The following is a 17,379-nucleotide window of genomic DNA, read 5'->3' on the forward strand; positions in this document are numbered from 1 at the left end:
GGCCGTCCTTACGGACTGTAATTATATCAAAATCAGGATTCGGGCGGCTCGGGCGGCCGCTGAGCGCCGGAGGTCGTCGCTAAACCGCCCCGACCAGCCGATAGCCCACGCCCGTTTCCGTGATGATATGCTCCGGCTGCGCCGGGTCGCGCTCCAGCTTCTGCCGCAGATGCGCCATGTAAATACGCAGATAGTGATGGCTCTCCACATGCGACGGTCCCCACACATCGCGCAGCAGCTGGCGGTGTGTCAGCACGCGGCCGGCGTGCCGCACCAGGGTGGCCAGCAGCCGGTATTCGATGGGCGTCAGATGGATCGCGGCGCCGTCGCGCGTTACCTGGCGCAGCGCCAGATCGACCATCACCGCGCCGAAATGCACCTGCGGCGACTCATTGGCGCCGCCCTGGTTGCGTCGGCGCATGTGGGCGCGAATTCGCGCCAGCAATTCGGAGACGCCGAACGGCTTGGTCAGGTAGTCGTCGGCGCCGGCGTCGAGCGCGGCGACTTTTTCGGCTTCCTGAGTGCGTGCCGACAGCACGATCACCGGCAGGTCGCTCCAGCCGCGCAGTTCGCGGATCACGTCGAGGCCGTCGGTATCGGGCAGGCCCAGATCGACGATTACCAGGTCGGGCTTGCGCGTCGCCGCTTCGACGAGCCCCTGCTTGCCGGTCTCGGCATCATGGACGACGATGCCCTCGCCTTCCAGCGAGGCACGCACGAAACGACGAATCTGTTTTTCGTCTTCGATCAGGACGACGGTAATGCTCGGGTCACTCATGGGTGGGCTTCGAAGTCTGCTCAGGGGACAATTCGGGGGACGACTCGCGTGACGACTCAACAGGCACCACGCCGGCCGGTTCGCCCGACGTCGCCTGCGCTGGATCATGCAGCGACCCGGGCGCCTGCGCTTCGCCGAGCGCAGCTTCGTCGTCTTCCAGCGCGTCAGGCGCGGGCGGCGGCGTCTCCACGGGCAGATTGAACCAGAAACGCGCGCCTTCGACACGGCCGTCGCTCGCCAGCCGGTTCAGTGCGCCAATCGTACCGCCGTGCGCCTCGACAATCGCCCGGCAGATCGCGAGACCCAATCCGATGCCGGGCTTGGCCGACTCTTTCTCACCGCGCGTAAATTTCTCGAACACGCGTGCTTCCATGCCGACCGGCAGACCCGGCCCGGTATCGTCGACGGTGACGCGCACGAACGGCTTGCCGTCCTCGTCGATAACATCCGCGCCGATCGTGAGCGGCGTGTCGGCCGCGGTGTACTTCGCGGCGTTTTCGAACAGGTTCGAGAACAGCCGCTCCATCAACACCGCGTCGAGCTGCAGCAACGGCAGATCGGGCGCGAGCCTGACCTGCACCGGATGCCTCGCCAGTACGCGCCGGCATGCACGCAGGGCGGCGCCCACGGTTTCCTCGAGCAGCGACCACTGCCGGTTCAGTTGCAGGCCGCCCGCCTGAAGCCGCGCCATATCGAGCAGATTGGTGACGATGCCGGTCATGCGCAGCGCCTCTTCGTGGATGGCTTCCACGAGATCATCGCCGGGTTCCCTGACGGCCTGGCCTTCGCGGCTCTGGGCGAGCATCGACGAAAAGCCGACGATCGTCGTCAGCGGCGTGCGCAAATCGTGCGAAATCGCCGACAGCAGCGAATTGCGCAGCCGCTCCGATTCCATGTTGACGAGCGCATCGCGGGCGATGTCGACGTAATGGACGCGCTCCACCGCGAGCGCGATCTGCGCGGCGAAGGCGTCGAGCATGCGCTGCTGTTCCGGCACGGCGAGTTCGCGCTCGTCGCGCATCACCACCGCCAGCACGCCGCGGGTGCGCATCGGCGCCTTGAGCGGCAGATACAGCGCGGCGGCGGCGGGTAAGGTGTCGGTGCCATGGCCGGCCGGTTTTTGCTGATCGTAGACCCACTGGCCGACGTCGATATCAAGCGCCTCGCCTTCCAGCGTCACCGCGGCATCCGGATCTTCGATCTTCTGCTTCACCTGGTCCGCGCTATCCGGCAACAGGATCGCCACGCGCGCGCCGAACACTTCGCTGACATGCCGGCTGCCGATCCCGACGATCTGCTCCATCGTCAGCGCGGCCGCCAGTTCACGCGCCATCGCATACATTGCGCCGGTGCGCTGCTCACGGCGGCGCGCGACGCTGGCCTCGCGGCGCAGGCTCGAAGTCAGATGACTGATCACCAGCGAGGTCAGCAACATGCTGAAGAAAGTCAGCAGATACTGCGTGTCGGACACCGAAAACGACATGCGCGGCGGCACGAAAAAGTAATCGAACGCCGCCACGCTCACGAACGACTGCACCACGCCCGGCCCGCGCCCCAGCCGCACAGCCGTGAAGATCACGCCGAGCAGATACAGCATCACGAGGTTGGCGGGGTCGATATGGTCGAATAGCTGGCTGGCAATCACCGTGATGCCCATGCAGACGGTCAGCGCCCAGCCATACGCGCTGAGCGGCGAGCGCCGTTCGCGCGCCGCGGAGAGCGCCTCGCGCCACGCATTGACGCCTTGATCGAGCGTCGTGCGGCGTTCCAGGCCGTCGCGCTCCGACGACGCGCGGATCAAGGTCAGGTCGAGGTCGCCCGCGCATTCCGCGATGCGCTCGCCGAGCGGCCGGCGCAGCCAGCGCGTGAGACCCGCGCGCGCCGATGCGCCCGCCACCAGCTTCGAAACGTTGCGCACCCGCGCATAGCCGATCAACGCGGCCACCGCGTCCGTGCCCGCCAGCGTGGCCGTTTCCGCGCCGAGTTCGGCAGCGAGTTTCAGGGCGTTCAGCGTGCGCTCGCGGCGCGCTTCCGGCAGCCGTTGCAGCTTCGGCGTTTCCACATACACCGCGAGCCAGTCGGCCTTCAGGGCCGCCGCGAGCCGCGCCGCCGCACGTACCAGAAGCGGCGCTTCGGGACCGGGACCCACGCACACCAGCAGCCGCTCGCGTGCCTGCCAGATCCGCTGGATGGAACGATCGGCGCGATACTCGCGCATCTGCGCATCGACCCGGTCAGCCGTGCGGCGCAGCGCGAGTTCGCGCAGCGCAATCAGGTTGCCCTTGCGAAAAAAGTTGCGCACGGCGCGCTCGGCCTGCTGCGCCATGTAGACCTTGCCGTCGCGCATGCGGTCGAGCAGTTCCTCGGCCGGCAAGTCGACCAGCGTGACTTCGTCGGCGCGATCGAACACGCGGTCGGGCACCGTCTCCCAGACGCGGATGCCGGTGATCTGTCCGACCACGTCGTTGAGGCTTTCCAGATGCTGGACGTTGACCGTGGTGTAGACGTCGATGCCCGCGTCGAGCAGTTCGTAGACGTCCTGCCAGCGCTTCAGATGACGCGCGCCCTGCACGTTCGAATGCGCGAGTTCGTCGACGAGGATCAGTTGCGGCTTGCGCGCGAGCGCGGCATCGAGATCGAATTCGGCGAGCTTGCGGCCGCGATATTCGATATGCGCGAGCGGCAGAACGTCGAGGCCTTCGAGCAGCGCTGCGGTTTCGCCGCGGCCGTGCGTTTCGGCGATTCCCACCACCACATCCACGCCGTCGTCCTTGCGGCGCTTCGCGGCCTGCAACATCGCATACGTCTTACCCACCCCGGCCGACGCGCCGAAAAATACTTTCAGCTTGCCGCGCTGGCGCTTTTCTTCGTCGCGCTGCAGCTTGTCGAGCAGCTCGTCTGGATCGGGTCGGTTCATGCGATGGGATTTGTTATGGTTCTGTTCGATGATACAGCGCGCTCTACAAAAGCCAAAGACGGCGCCGCAGCGGGCGCCGTCCTTGCCATATCCGCCGGTTAGCCTTGATGCGCGGCGTCGAGCGCGAGATTCAGTTCCAGCACGTTGACGCGCGCTTCGCCCAGCACACCTAACTGACGGCCGCTCGTGTAGCGCTCGACCAGCGCCTGCACGTCGTTCGGCGCCATCTTGCGCGCCGCCGCCACGCGGGCCACCTGGTAGGCGGCAGCAGCCGGGGTGATTTCCGGATCGAGACCACTGCCCGACGAGGTCACGAGGTCGATCGGCACCGGCTTCGACATATCGGTGCCGGCGGCCTTCAGGGCGTCGAGCCGGCCCTTGATTTCATCGGACAGGGCCGGGTTGGTCGGGCCGAGGTTCGAGCCGCTCGAACCCGAGCCGTTGTACGGATTCGGACTGGTCGCCGACAAACGGCCCCAGAAATACTGCGGCGCATCGAACTGCTGGCCGATCAGCTTCGAGCCGACCACCTTGCCGTTCTGTTCGATCATGCTGCCGTTGGCCTGATCGTGGAATGCGGTCTGGCCGATGGCGGTCATCACAGCCGGATAAGCCAGCCCGGTGATAGCCGACAGCACGACAAAGATCACGATAAGCGGACGAAAAAGTTTCATGATTGGCAATCCTGTTAGACACGCCCGGCAGCCCACGCCGCCGGACGCAGCCTGTTAAACCCAGCCGAGCGCGGCCAGTACCATGTCGATCAGCTTGATGCCGATAAACGGCACGATGATCCCGCCGAGGCCATACACCAGCAGATTACGGCGCAGCAGAATCGAGGCGCCGAGCGGCCGGTACTTCACACCCTTCAGCGCCAACGGAATCAGCAGCACGATGATCAGCGCGTTGAAGATCACCGCCGACATGATGGCCGAGGCCGGCGTCGCCAGGTGCATCACGTTCAGCCGGTTCAGCGCCGGATAGGTGCTGGCGAACGCGGCCGGAATGATGGCGAAATACTTGGAGACGTCGTTGGCAATCGAGAACGTCGTCAGCGAGCCGCGCGTCATCAGCATCTGCTTGCCGATTTCGACGATCTCGATCAGCTTGGTCGGGTTCGAATCGAGGTCGACCATGTTGCCGGCTTCCTTCGCCGCCTGCGTGCCGGTATTCATCGCCACCGCGACGTCGGCTTGCGCCAGCGCCGGTGCGTCGTTGGTGCCGTCGCCGGTCATCGCCACCAGTTTGCCTTCGGCCTGGTGCGCGCGGATCGTCGTCAGTTTGGCTTCCGGGGTGGCTTCCGCGAGGAAGTCGTCCACGCCCGCTTCCGCTGCAATGGCGGCGGCCGTCAGACGGTTGTCGCCCGTCACCATGATGGTCTTGATGCCCATCTTGCGCAGTTCGGCGAAACGTTCCTTGATGCCGCCCTTGACGATGTCCTTCAGTTCGATCACGCCGAGCACGCGCGCGCCCTGCTCGTTCTTCTCCGCCACCACCAGCGGCGTGCTGCCGCGGCGCGCCACTTCGGCCACCGCGCTATTCACTTCCGCGGGATAACGGCCGCCGTTCGCTTCGACGTAAGTCTTGACGGCGTCGGCGGCGCCCTTGCGGATCTCGCGGCCCGGCAGGTCCACGCCGCTCATGCGCGTTTGCGCGGTGAAGGCGAGGAACACGGCGTGCAACGAGGCCATATCGCGGGCGCGGATGTTGAAGCGCTGCTTGGCGAGCACGACGATACTGCGGCCTTCCGGCGTTTCGTCCGACAGCGACGACAGTTGCGCCGCATCGGCCAGCATTTCTTCGGTGACGCCCGGCGCCGGCACGAAGGTCGAAGCCTGACGGTTACCGAGCGTGATCGTGCCGGTCTTGTCGAGCAGCAGCACGTCGACGTCGCCGGCGGCTTCCACCGCGCGGCCCGACGTTGCAATCACGTTGGCCTGCATCATGCGGCTCATACCGGCCACGCCGATCGCGGACAGCAGGCCGCCGATGGTGGTCGGAATCAGGCACACCAGCAGCGCCACGAGCGCGGTAATGCTCACCACATGACCGGCCTTGACCGCTTCGACGGAGAACATCGAGAACGGCAGCAGCGTCGCCGTGGCGAGCAGCATCACGATGGTCAGCGCGACCAGCAGGATCGTCAGCGCGATTTCGTTCGGCGTCTTTTGACGCTTGGCGCCTTCGACCATCGCAATCATGCGGTCGAGGAAGGCTTCGCCCGGATTCGCCGTGACGCGCACGACGATCCAGTCGGACAGCACGCGCGTGCCGCCCGTCACCGACGAAAAGTCGCCGCCCGACTCGCGGATCACCGGTGCGGATTCGCCGGTAATCGCCGACTCGTCCACCGACGCCACGCCTTCGATCACTTCGCCGTCGGCCGGGATCACGTCGTTGGTTTCCACCAGCACGACGTCGCCCTTGCGCAGATCGGAAGCCGTCATGATGCGGATCGGCGACTTCGGATGCGGCTCGTTGAGCTTCTTGGCCATCACGTCTTTCTTGGCACTCCGAAGCGACGCCGCCTGGGCCTTGGAACGGCCTTCAGCGAGCGCCTCCGCGAAGTTGGCAAAGAGCACCGTGAACCACAGCCACAGCGACACCGCGAGGATGAACCCCGCAGGCGCCTCGGCCTGGCCGCCCAGCGCGGCGATCCAGAGGATCGTCGTCAGAATGCTGCCGACATACACGCAGAACATCACCGGGTTGCGAAACTGGGTGCGTGGCGTGAGTTTCTTGAATGAGTCCACGATCGCCGGACGCACCAGCGCCGGATCGAACATGGACCGCGTTGCATTATGTTCAGTCATTGAAGCCTCGTTTTTCCCTGGTTGCCCGGATCAATGGCCGGCGATCATCATCAGATGTTCGACGCCTGGGCCAAGAGCGAGCGCAGGCACGTACGTCAGTGCGCCGACGAGCAGCACGGTGCCCAGCAGCAGCACCACAAACAGCGGGCCATGCGTCGGCAGCGTGCCGCCGGTCACGGCCAGGCGCTTCTTGGCCGCGAGCGACCCGGCAATCGCCAGCACCGGAATCAGCGAGCCGAAGCGGCCGAACCACATCGCAATGCCGGTCAGCCAGTTGTAGAACGGCGTGCTGACCGTCAGGCCCGCAAACGCGCTGCCGTTGTTGTTCGCCGCCGAACTGAAGGCGTAGAGAATTTCCGAGAAACCATGCGGACCGGGGTTGGCGATGCCCGCTTTGCCGGCATCGGTCAGCACCGCGATCGAGGTCCCCACCAGCACCAGCAGCGGCGTGAGCAGCACCACGATCGACACCATCTTCATCTCATACGCTTCGATCTTCTTGCCGACATATTCAGGAGTCCGACCGATCATCAGACCGGCCACGAACACAGCAAGCAACGCGAATACGAGCATCCCGTACATCCCCGAGCCCACTCCGCCGAAGATCACCTCGCCCAGCTGGATCAACAGCATTGGATACAGGCCGCCAAGCGGCGTCAGCGAATCGTGCGTGTTGTCGACGGCACCGCACGAAGCCGCCGTCGTGGCGATCGTGAAGATGCCCGACTGCGCGATACCGAAGCGCGTTTCCTTGCCTTCCATGTTGCCGCCCGGCTGCAGGTCGCCGGCGCTCTGGTCGACGTTCAGCGCGGCAAGCGTCGGGTTACCAGCCTGCTCCGAGCTGATTTCACCCACCACGCAAGCGGCAAACGCAATCGTCATCACGGCGAGCACGGCGATACCCTGCTTGCGGTCCATGATCATCCGGCCGAACACCAGGCACAGCGCGGCCGGGATGATCAGCATGGTGAAGATCTGCAGGAAGTTGCTGAACGGCGTCGGGTTTTCGTATGGGTGCGCCGAGTTCGCGTTGAAGAAGCCGCCACCGTTGGTGCCGAGCATCTTGATGGCTTCCTGCGTCGCAACCGGCCCCATCGCGATGGTCTGCGTCGTCACCTTGGTGTCGACCGTCACCGCGTTACCCTTCGCGTCCTTCACCGGATTGCCTTGCGCGTCGAGCTTCGGTGCGGCATAGGTGGTGGTCTGCAGGGTCGGCACGTCCTGATACGCCTTGAAGTTCTGGATCACGCCCTGGCTCATCAGCAAGACAGCGACGATCGCGGCCATCGGCAGCAGCACGTACAGCGTGACACGCGTGATGTCGACCCAGAAGTTGCCGATGGTCTGCGCCGTATGACGCGCAAAGCCGCGAATCAGCGCGATCACCACGACGATGCCGGTGGCGGCGGACAGGAAGTTCTGCACCGTCAGGCCGAGCATCTGCGTCAGATAGCCGGCGGTCTGTTCAGGCGTGTAATCCTGCCAGTTCGTGTTGGTGACGAAGCTGACAGCCGTATTGAAGGCGCTGTCGACCGACATCGCGCCGAACTGCTGCGGATTGCCCGGCAGCCAGCCTTGAATACGCAACAGCAGATACAGGAACAGCACGCCGATCACATTGAACGCGACGGTGGCGACCGCGTAGTGCTTCCAGCTCATTTCCGTCGACGAATCGACTCCGGCGATGCGGTACAGCAAGCGCTCGAGCGGACCACCGAAGCGGACCACCCGAGAGCTGCCGTCCATCACCGCCGTGAGGTAACGGCCGACGGGCACGGCGGCCGCGAGCAGCACGACCAGGAAAATAACTATTTGCAGGACATTGTTCGAGTTCATTCAATGTCCTCCGCGCGCAGCAGCGCATAGACCAGGTATATGAAAAGCAGCGCGGTGGCAGCGCCCGATAACCACAGGATCCAGCTCATGAGCGTGCTCCCTGGCCACGCCGGAACTGCATCAACTTCTCGCAGCCGGCAATCAAAGCAAAGGTCAGCGCCGCAAAAAGCACCATCCCCCCGACGTACAGCACATCCATTTGTGTTCTCCAGTAGCGGACTTTGGATGGGTAGAACGTTATGCCGATCCGCGTAAAGGCCTGGTCAAAGATGGCGCGTGCCGTATAAAAAACGTGTAAACGAAAAAGGCCGTTCCAGTGGGGATGGAACGGCCTGATGCCCCGCGCAGAAGGGGCTGGAGGGAAAAAGCGCGCTTACGGCAGCAGCACGGTCGAGCCGGTGGTGCGACGGCCTTCCAGGTCTTCGTGCGCCTTGCCGACGTCCTGCAATGGATAGCGCTGGTTGATGCTGCTCTTGACCTTGCCCGACACCAGCACGTCGAACAGTTCCGCCGACATCGCCTCGTAGTCGCCGCGCTTGCCGATATACGTAAACAGCGTCGGACGCGTAAAGAACAGCGAGCCGCGTCCGGCGAATTCGGAGGAATCGATCGGCGGCAACGGACCGGATGCATTGCCGAAGCTCACGAACAGCCCGAGCGGCGCGAGGCAGTCGAGCGAGGCGGTAAACGTGTCCTTGCCGATCGAGTCGTAGACTACCGGCACGCCCGCGCCATTGGTGATCTCGCGCACGCGCTTCGTGAAGTTCTCGCGGGTATAGACGATGGCATGGTCGCAGCCGTGCGCCCTGGCGATCTCTGCCTTCTCGTCCGAGCCGACCGTGCCGATCACCGTCGCGCCGAGCGCCTTGGCCCACTGGCACACCAGCAGGCCGACGCCGCCCGCCGCCGCCTGGATGAGGATGGTGTCGCCCGCCTTCACCGGATAGGTCCGGCGTAGCAGATACTGCGCGGTCAGGCCCTGCAGCATCACCGAGGCGCCCTGTTCGTAGCTCAACGCATCCGGCAGCCTGACGAGCTGCACGGCAGGCATTACGCGCTCCTGGGCGTAGGCGCCCGGCGGACGCGCCACGTACGCAACCCGGTCACCCGGCTTCAGATCCGTGACGCCGGCGCCCACCGCGGTGACCTCGCCCGCCGCTTCCATACCCAGACCGCCCGGCAGCGGCAGCGGATACAGCCCCGTGCGGAAATACACGTCGATGTAGTTCAGACCCACCGCATGCTGTTTGAGGCGGACTTCGCCGTCGCCCGGCTCGCCCACTTCGACATCGAGCCACTTCATCACTTCCGGGCCGCCTGCCTTATCGAAACGAATTGCCTTGACCATCATGTCTCCAAAGTAGTGTCCAGGTGGTTTGACCGTCAGACCTTTTGCGCGAGCCGCAGTCTCAGCACGTCGAGAATCATCCGCGCGGTCGAAATGTTGGTGGCGCACGGCACGTTGTGCACGTCGCACGCGCGCACGAGGGCGTTGATGTCCGGTTCGTGCGGCTGCGGCGTCATCGGATCGCGCAGGAAGATCACCATATCCACGCGACCTTCAGCGAGTTGCGAGCCGATCTGCAAGTCGCCGCCGTGCGGGCCGGAAAGCATCCGCTCGACGTTCAGTCCGTGCGCGTCGGCGATCCGCGCACCGGTCGTGCCGGTGGCGACGATATCGCAGCGCCGCAGCGTGTCGACATACTCGCCCGCGAGTTCGACGATAGCCTCTTTTTTATGGTCGTGCGCGATCAGCGCGATGCGGGTAGTCATGACGTAAAGAACTCCAGATACCGGTTGTGTTGTTGTGATGAGTTGCAGCGGTGCGGCGAGGTCCGCTCGAAAGGTGCCCGCTCAGAAGGTTCCCGGATAAGCGCCGCCGTCGAGCAGCCAGTTCTGCCCGGTGATATAGCCCGCATGCACGCTGCACAGAAACGCGCAGGCACGGCCGAATTCGTCGCGATTGCCGAAGCGGCCTGCCGGAATCGTCGCCATGCGCTGCTTGCGCGCTTCGTCGACGGAGATGTTCTGTGCCTTCGCCTGGGCGTCGAAGGTGGTGGCGATGCGGTCGGTGTCGAACAGGCCCGGCAGCAGGTTGTTGATCGTCACGCCGTCGCGCGCCACCTTGCGCGCCACGCCCGCGACGAAGCCGGTCAGCCCGGAGCGCGCGCCGTTGGACAGGCCCAGTACGTCGATGGGCGCCTTTACCGAGGAACTCGTGATGTTGACAATGCGGCCAAAGCCGCGCGCGCTCATGGCGTCGATGGTGGCGCGGATCAGCTCGATCGGCGTCAGCATATTGGCTTCGAGCGCGCGAATCCAGTCGTCGTGCGTGAACTTGCGGAAGTCGCCCGGCGGCGGACCGCCCGCGTTGTTGACGAGGATATCCGGCTGCGGACAGGCGGCCAGCGCCGCCGCACGGCCCTCGGGTGTGGTGATGTCGCAGGCCACGGTCTTCACCTCGACGCCGCTTTGCGCGCGGATGTGAGCGGCGGTGGCCTCGAGCGTCTCGGCCGTGCGGGCGACGATCACCAGATTCACGCCCTCGGCGGCGAGCGCTTCGGCGCAGCCGCGCCCGAGTCCCTTGCTCGCCGCGCAGACGAGCGCGGTGCGTCCTGCGATTCCCATGTCCATGTTCTGATCCTTTTGCTGTGACGACGAAGGCCCGCCTGCGCGGCCGGTTTCCCCGATTCTAGAAGAATCGCTGCCCGACTGCCGCCGGATCCGCCACAATCTCCGGTATCTTCCGACGTTACTTTCGGTAAACTTGCAACCGTGGCGCGCCCGCCGGCCGGTTCTTCCGGCCGGCCCGGCCGCCAGCCGATTCCTCTTGCCGCGCTTGCGCTCTTGCCATGACCCAGGACAGCCGTTTCCCGAATCTTTTCATCCTCGATCACCCGCTGATCCAGCACAAGCTCTCGCACATGCGCGACCGCGATACCTCGACCCGCACGTTCCGCGAACTGCTGCGCGAGATCACGCTGCTGATGGGCTACGAGATCACCCGCAATCTGCCGATGACCACGCGCCGCGTCACTACCCCGCTCGTCGAAGTGGACGCGCCGGTGATCGCCGGCAAGAAACTGGCGATCGTGCCGGTGCTGCGGGCGGGCGTCGGCATGTCGGACGGCCTGCTGGAGCTGATTCCGTCGGCGCGCGTCGGCCATATCGGCGTGTACCGCGCGGACGATCACCGGCCGGTAGAATATCTGGTGCGGCTGCCGGACCTGGAGGACCGCATCTTCATCCTGTGCGACCCGATGGTGGCAACCGGCTACTCGGCTGTGCACGCGGTAGATGTGCTCAAGCGCCGCGGCGTACCGGGCGAAAACATCATGTTCCTCGCGCTGGTGGCGGCGCCGGAAGGCGTCCAGGTATTCCAGGACTCGCACGCGGACGTGAAACTGTTTGTGGCTTCGCTCGATTCGCATCTGAACGAGCATGCCTATATCGTGCCCGGCCTCGGCGACGCCGGCGACCGGCTGTTTGGGACGAAGAACTGAGGATGGGGGCGGGCGGGGTGGCGCCGTAAAACGACAAAAACGTCCCCCGGGCGTCGACAGAAGCGCTGTTTCCCCCGCTCGCCCCACTGCCGCGGCCCCGCGGCATGATAAAATTCGCATCCGCTCATCGAGCGGCCCAACTTGCACAATCGCCCGGCGCATCGCGCCTTTACGGGGTCCGCGCAAGCCGGCAGCGCGCTTTACCTTCAGGCGCGTGCGGCGCGCAGCACCCCGCCTCAACCGCGCGGCAGGCGGTCAGCGGCCCCCAGGGCCGTCCAGACGGCTGGTCCGGTCCCGATTGCCGGGCTCATGAAACGCAAGCTGGGACCGGTCTGACATCGAGGCGCACCTTCGCAAAGCGCCCGACATCGCAACGACAATTGCACTATGCGTGCGCCCCGCTGGCGCGCGCGATGGAGAAAGGTATGGCGGGTCATTCGAAATGGGCCAACATCAAGCATAAGAAAGCAGCGGCCGATGCCAAGCGCGGCAAGGTCTGGACGCGGCTCATCAAGGAAATTCAGGTGGCCGCCCGCATGGGTGGAGGCGATATCGACTCGAATCCGCGTCTGCGGCTCGCCGTCGAAAAGGCGTATGACGCCAACATGCCGAAGGACAACGTCAACCGCGCGATTCAGCGTGGCGTCGGCGGCGTCGATGGCGCAAGCTACGAGGAAATCCGCTACGAAGGCTACGGCATCGGCGGCGCGGCGGTGATCGTCGACACCATGACGGACAACCGCACCCGTACCGTCGCCGAAGTGCGCCACGCGTTTTCGAAGAACGGCGGCAACATGGGCACGGACGGTTCGGTGTCGTTCATGTTCGATCACATCGGCCAGTTCCTGTTCGCGCCCGGCACGGCGGAAGACAAACTGATGGAAGCGGCCCTCGAAGCCGGCGCCGACGACGTGGTGACGAACGAGGACGGCAGTATCGAAGTGCTCTGCCCGCCGAACGATTTCCCGAAGGTGAAGACCGCGCTGGAAGCCGCCGGCTTCAAGGCGGAACTGGCTGAGGTGACGATGAAACCCCAGACGGAAGTGGAATTCACCGGCGACGACGCGGTGAAGATGCAAAAGCTGCTCGACGCGCTCGAAAATCTGGACGACGTGCAGGAAGTCTACACAAACGCTGCGATCGCCGACGAATAAGTCCCTCGGGCGCGCCACGCGCGGCGCCCACGGGTGGTTCGCGGCGCACGGCACAGCCTGAACGTGCTGTCGGCTGTGTGGTGTTTTGCCATCGCTTTTTGCAAACCCTTTTTGCAAACCAGGCGCCCGGCTACCGTTTTTCATAGCCGGCACGCCAGGTTAGCCGTTCGCCCAGGGCGAACCTTGCGGATATCCACGGCTCGCGCCAAAACGCTGGCCGTTCATGGTTTTTAAGTCTTCGGGGAATCACATGAAGTTACTCGTCGTCGGTTCCGGCGGTCGCGAACACGCGCTCGCATGGAAGCTCGCGCAATCGCCGCGGGTCCAGCTCGTCTACGTGGCGCCTGGCAATGGCGGGACCGCTCAGGACGAGCGTCTGCGCAACGTCGACATTACCGAGCCGGCCGCGCTCGCCGATTTCGTCGAGCAGGAGCAGATCGCCTTCACGCTGGTCGGGCCGGAAGGGCCGCTCGCCGCGGGCATCGTCAATCTGTTCCGTTCGCGTGGTCTGAAGATTTTCGGGCCCACGAAAGAAGCCGCGCAGCTCGAAAGCTCGAAAGACTTCGCCAAGGCGTTCATGAAGCGCCACGCGATCCCGACCGCCGAGTACGAAACCTTCTCCGAGGTCGCCGCCGCCCACGCCTACCTCGACGCCAAAGGCGCACCGATCGTGATCAAGGCCGACGGCCTCGCCGCCGGCAAGGGCGTGGTGGTCGCGCAGACGCTCGAAGAAGCCCACGCCGCGGTCGACATGATGCTGTCGGACAACAAGCTGGGCGATGCCGGCGCACGCGTCGTGATCGAGGAATTCCTCGCCGGCGAAGAGGCCAGCTTCATCGTCATGGTGGACGGCAAGCATGTACTGCCGCTCGCCTCCAGCCAGGATCACAAGCGTCTGCTCGACGCCGATCAGGGCCCGAACACCGGCGGCATGGGCGCCTATTCGCCCGCACCGATCATAACGCCGCAACTGCACGCCCGCGTGATGCGCGAAATCATCCTGCCTACCGTGCAGGGCATGGAGAAGGAAGGCATTCGCTTCACCGGCTTCCTGTACGCCGGCCTGATGATCGACGCGCAAGGCAACCCGAAAACGCTGGAATTCAACTGCCGCATGGGCGACCCGGAAACGCAGCCGATCATGGCGCGTCTGAAAGGCGACTACTCGAAGGTGGTGGAACAGGCGATTGCCGGCACGCTCGACACGGTCGAGCTGGAATGGGATCGCCGCACCGCGCTTGGCGTGGTGCTGGCCGCGCACAATTATCCGGACAACCCGCGCAAGGGCGACCGGATCAGCGACATCCCGGCCGAGACCGACGACTCCGTGACCTTCCATGCCGGCACCACGCTGAAGGAGGGCAAGCTGACCACGTCGGGTGGCCGCGTGCTGTGCGTGGTAGGGTTGGCGGACTCGGTACGCAGCGCGCAATCGGTGGCGTATGAGACCATCAACCAGATCTCGTTCGACGGCATGCAGTATCGCCATGACATCGGTTATCGCGCGCTGAGCCGCAAACACTGATCCGTTCGAGACGCATCCCTGAACCCGCGGCGCGTCCGGCGCGCCGCCCTTACCGCAGCATTCATGACCGATCCGAACTACGACGTACAGGCTGTACGTAGCTGGCTGCAAGGCCTGCAGACGCACATCGCCGACACGCTCGGCGGGTTCGACGGCACCCCGTTCGCCACCGACGCCTGGCAACGCGCTCCCGGCGAAAAGCTGCGCGGCGGCGGCACGACGCGGATCCTGGAAGGCGGGCAGTTTTTCGAGCGCGCGGGCATCGGCTTTTCGGACGTCGCCGGGGACGCGCTGCCGGGCTCGGCCAGCGCCGCGCGCCCGCAACTGGCCGGACGCGGCTTCGAGGCAATGGGCGTGTCGCTCGTGCTGCACCCGCACAATCCGTATTGCCCCACGGTGCATATGAACGTGCGCCTGCTGATCGCCACCAAGGCCGGCGAAGCGCCGGTATTCTGGTTCGGCGGCGGCATGGATCTGACGCCGTACTACGGCTTCGAGGAAGACGCGCAGCATTTCCACCGCGTCTGCCGCGACGCGCTTACGCCTTACGGCGCGGACCTGTACCCGCGCTTCAAGCGCTGGTGCGACGAGTATTTCTTCCTCAAACACCGCAACGAGGCGCGCGGCGTCGGCGGGATATTCTTCGACGATTTCTCGGAGCCGGGCTTCGAGCAGTCGTTCGCGATGCTCCGGAGTGTCGGTGACGCTTTCCTCAAAGCGTACTTGCCGATCATCGAAAAACGCCGCAATCTGCCATACGGCGAAGCCGAACGCGATTTCCAGGCGTACCGGCGCGGCCGCTACGTCGAATTCAACCTGGTCTTCGACCGTGGCACACTGTTTGGACTGCAAAGCGGCGGACGCACCGAGTCGATTCTGATGTCGATGCCGCCTGTGGTGAACTGGCGCTATAACTGGCAGCCGGAACCCGGCACGCCGGAAGCACGCCTTTACAGCGACTTCCTCGTGCCGCGCGAGTGGGCTTGACGGGTTTGGCCGCCAGCCAGCCCGCGGGACCAGAGCGCGCCGTCACGACAAAGGATTCTCACCTGAAGCCGAACCACGCTCACCCCGCTGCCCTGCCCCGCCGCATTGGCCTGCTTGGCGGCACTTTCGATCCGATTCACGACGGCCATCTCGCGCTCGCGCGCCGGTTCGCCGAGGTGCTGCGACTGACCGAACTGGTGTTGCTGCCAGCCGGCCAGCCCTGGCAAAAGCCGGACGTTTCACCCGCTGCCGACCGCCTCGCCATGACCCGCGCCGCTGCCGGCGAGCTGGCGCTGCCGGGCGTCAAGGTGAGCGTCGCCACCGACGAGATCGAACACGACGGCCCGACGTACACCGTCGAAACGCTGCAACGCTGGCGCGAGAAGGTGGGAGCGCAAGCCTCGCTGGCGCTGCTGATCGGCGCCGACCAGCTGGTGCGGCTCGACACCTGGCGCGACTGGCGGCGCCTGTTCGAGTTCGCGCATATCTGCGCGTCGACGCGGCCCGGTTTCGATCTCGCCACGATCGCACCGGACGTCGCCGTGGAGATCGCCGCGCGCACCGCGAATGCGGACGTATTGCAAGCAACACCCTGTGGTCATCTGCTGATCGATACCACGCTGGCCTTCGACGTTTCGGCCACCGATATCCGCGCGAATCTGCGCGAACGTCTTGTCCAGCATGCCGGCGGCCAGCAACAGAACGAGGCCGCGAGCCATGTCCCCACCGCGGTGTGGGACTATATTCTTCAACATCATCTGTACCACCGGTAACCCTATGGATATTCGCAAACTGCAACGCGCGATCGTCGACGCCCTCGAAGACGTGAAAGCGCAAGACATCAAGGTGTTCAACACCAGCCATCTGACCGGTCTGTTCGACCGCGTGATCGTCGCCTCCGGCACCTCCAACCGTCAGACCAAGGCGCTTGCTTCGAGCGTGCGCGAGAAGGTCAAGGAGAACGGCGGCGAAGTGATCAGCACCGAAGGCGAAGACGTCGGCGAATGGGTGCTGGTCGATTGCGGCGACGCGGTGGTTCACATCCTGCAACCGGCGCTGCGCCAGTACTACAACCTCGAAGAAATCTGGGGCGACAAGCCGGTGCGCATCAAGCTGACGAGTTCGAGCCCGTTCGGCGGCGCCAGCGCCAGCGAGCCGCTCGACGAAGACGAAGAGGACGACGAACCGACCGCCAAACCGGCCCGCAAAACGCCGGCGCGTCGTCGTTAAGCGCAACGGCGGCGGCCCGTCAGCCGCGTTGCCGCCAGGCCCACGTCCCAGATTGCATCCGCGATGAAACTGCACATCCTCGCCGTCGGCCACAAGATGCCCGACTGGATCGCCACCGGCTTCGACGAATACGCGAAACGCATGCCGCCCGAGCTGCGTATCGAGTTGCGCGAAATCAAGCCGGAGCAGCGTTCGTCGGGGCGTCCCGCGGAGAGTGTGATGGCCGCGGAGCGCGTGCGGATCGAAGCCGCGTTGCCGAAGAACGCGCGCATCGTCGCGCTCGACGAACGCGGCAAGGACTGGACCACCATGCAGCTCGCCGCCGCCCTGCCCGGCTGGCAACAGGACGGACGCGACCTCGCGTTCCTGATCGGCGGCGCGGACGGGCTCGATCCCGATCTCAAGGCGCGCGCCGACCTGCTGCTGCGCGTCTCCAGCCTGACGCTGCCGCACGCCATGGTGCGCGTGCTGCTCGCCGAACAGCTTTACCGCGCCTGGACCATCACGCAAAATCACCCCTATCATCGCGTGTGACCGCGTGTGACCGCGCGCGGGCGCCACGCGCCTGAGCCGGACCTTTGCCAATCCGCCTTTGACGTGCTTTTGCTGTGTGCCGTGGATGTCTGTTTTCGGCGC

17 protein-coding genes are annotated in these 17,379 nt (G+C 65.1%); 7 read left to right on the plus strand and 10 right to left on the minus strand.

Annotated elements, in window-relative coordinates; genetic code table 11:
- Positions 1-79: 79 nt before the first annotated feature.
- From kdpE to FQ755_RS15995, 10 genes are all read right to left on the minus strand, one after another.
- The gene (gene kdpE, locus FQ755_RS15950) at positions 80-778 is read right to left on the minus strand and encodes a two-component system response regulator KdpE (RefSeq protein ID WP_144155817.1); all 699 of its coding nucleotides are present in this window, start codon (positions 776-778) and stop codon (positions 80-82) included.
- Positions 771-3,695, minus strand: a complete 2,925-nt coding sequence (locus FQ755_RS15955) for a DUF4118 domain-containing protein (RefSeq protein ID WP_144155818.1) — start codon at positions 3,693-3,695, stop codon at positions 771-773. The genes kdpE and FQ755_RS15955 overlap by 8 nt, the downstream gene beginning before the upstream one ends.
- Before the next feature lie 98 nt (positions 3,696-3,793).
- The gene (gene kdpC, locus FQ755_RS15960) at positions 3,794-4,372 is read right to left on the minus strand and encodes a potassium-transporting ATPase subunit KdpC (RefSeq protein WP_144155858.1); all 579 of its coding nucleotides are present in this window, start codon (positions 4,370-4,372) and stop codon (positions 3,794-3,796) included.
- A 51-nt stretch (positions 4,373-4,423) separates the two neighbouring features.
- A complete protein-coding gene (gene kdpB / locus FQ755_RS15965; protein ID WP_144155819.1) occupies positions 4,424-6,508 on the minus strand; it encodes a potassium-transporting ATPase subunit KdpB in 2,085 nt (694 codons plus the stop codon).
- 30 nt (positions 6,509-6,538) lie between these two features.
- The gene (gene kdpA, locus FQ755_RS15970) at positions 6,539-8,344 is read right to left on the minus strand and encodes a potassium-transporting ATPase subunit KdpA (protein ID WP_144155820.1); all 1,806 of its coding nucleotides are present in this window, start codon (positions 8,342-8,344) and stop codon (positions 6,539-6,541) included.
- Positions 8,341-8,433, minus strand: coding sequence for a K(+)-transporting ATPase subunit F (kdpF, locus tag FQ755_RS15975; protein ID WP_144155821.1), 93 nt, complete (start codon positions 8,431-8,433; stop codon positions 8,341-8,343). The genes kdpA and kdpF overlap by 4 nt, the downstream gene beginning before the upstream one ends.
- Entirely contained in the window at positions 8,430-8,543 is a 114-nt protein-coding gene (locus FQ755_RS15980; RefSeq protein ID WP_063495261.1) for a hypothetical protein, read from the minus strand. The genes kdpF and FQ755_RS15980 overlap by 4 nt, the downstream gene beginning before the upstream one ends.
- 174 nt (positions 8,544-8,717) lie before the next feature.
- On the minus strand, positions 8,718-9,692 hold the full coding sequence (locus tag FQ755_RS15985; RefSeq protein WP_144155859.1) for a quinone oxidoreductase family protein: 975 nt from the start codon (positions 9,690-9,692) through the stop codon (positions 8,718-8,720).
- Between the two features lie 35 nt (positions 9,693-9,727).
- The gene (locus FQ755_RS15990; RefSeq protein WP_144155822.1) at positions 9,728-10,117 is read right to left on the minus strand and encodes a methylglyoxal synthase; all 390 of its coding nucleotides are present in this window, start codon (positions 10,115-10,117) and stop codon (positions 9,728-9,730) included.
- 81 nt (positions 10,118-10,198) lie between these two features.
- Positions 10,199-10,978, minus strand: coding sequence for an SDR family oxidoreductase (locus FQ755_RS15995; protein WP_144155823.1), 780 nt, complete (start codon positions 10,976-10,978; stop codon positions 10,199-10,201).
- Between the two features lie 218 nt (positions 10,979-11,196).
- On the opposite strand from FQ755_RS15995, the gene upp reads away from it, so the two are divergent.
- The 7 genes from upp (at position 11,197) to rlmH (ending at position 17,277) form a co-directional block, all read left to right on the plus strand.
- On the plus strand, positions 11,197-11,847 hold the full coding sequence (upp, locus tag FQ755_RS16000; protein ID WP_144155824.1) for a uracil phosphoribosyltransferase: 651 nt from the start codon (positions 11,197-11,199) through the stop codon (positions 11,845-11,847).
- A 425-nt stretch (positions 11,848-12,272) separates the two neighbouring features.
- Entirely contained in the window at positions 12,273-13,001 is a 729-nt protein-coding gene (locus FQ755_RS16005) for a YebC/PmpR family DNA-binding transcriptional regulator (protein WP_144155825.1), read from the plus strand.
- A 250-nt stretch (positions 13,002-13,251) separates the two neighbouring features.
- On the plus strand, positions 13,252-14,526 hold the full coding sequence (purD, locus tag FQ755_RS16010; protein WP_144155826.1) for a phosphoribosylamine--glycine ligase: 1,275 nt from the start codon (positions 13,252-13,254) through the stop codon (positions 14,524-14,526).
- Between the two features lie 63 nt (positions 14,527-14,589).
- On the plus strand, positions 14,590-15,513 hold the full coding sequence (gene hemF, locus FQ755_RS16015) for an oxygen-dependent coproporphyrinogen oxidase (RefSeq protein WP_144155827.1): 924 nt from the start codon (positions 14,590-14,592) through the stop codon (positions 15,511-15,513).
- 62 nt (positions 15,514-15,575) lie between these two features.
- Positions 15,576-16,286, plus strand: coding sequence for a nicotinate-nucleotide adenylyltransferase (locus FQ755_RS16020; RefSeq protein ID WP_144155860.1), 711 nt, complete (start codon positions 15,576-15,578; stop codon positions 16,284-16,286).
- A gap of 4 nt (positions 16,287-16,290) precedes the next feature.
- A complete protein-coding gene (rsfS, locus tag FQ755_RS16025) occupies positions 16,291-16,743 on the plus strand; it encodes a ribosome silencing factor (RefSeq protein ID WP_144155828.1) in 453 nt (150 codons plus the stop codon).
- Positions 16,744-16,806: 63 nt separating this feature from the next.
- Complete coding sequence (rlmH, locus tag FQ755_RS16030; RefSeq protein ID WP_144155829.1) at positions 16,807-17,277, plus strand: 23S rRNA (pseudouridine(1915)-N(3))-methyltransferase RlmH; 471 nt, start codon at positions 16,807-16,809, stop codon at positions 17,275-17,277.
- Positions 17,278-17,379 lie beyond the last annotated feature (102 nt).

The sequence above is a fragment of the Paraburkholderia sp. BCC1885 genome (assembly GCF_900996235.1).
Classification (GTDB): domain Bacteria; phylum Pseudomonadota; class Gammaproteobacteria; order Burkholderiales; family Burkholderiaceae; genus Paraburkholderia.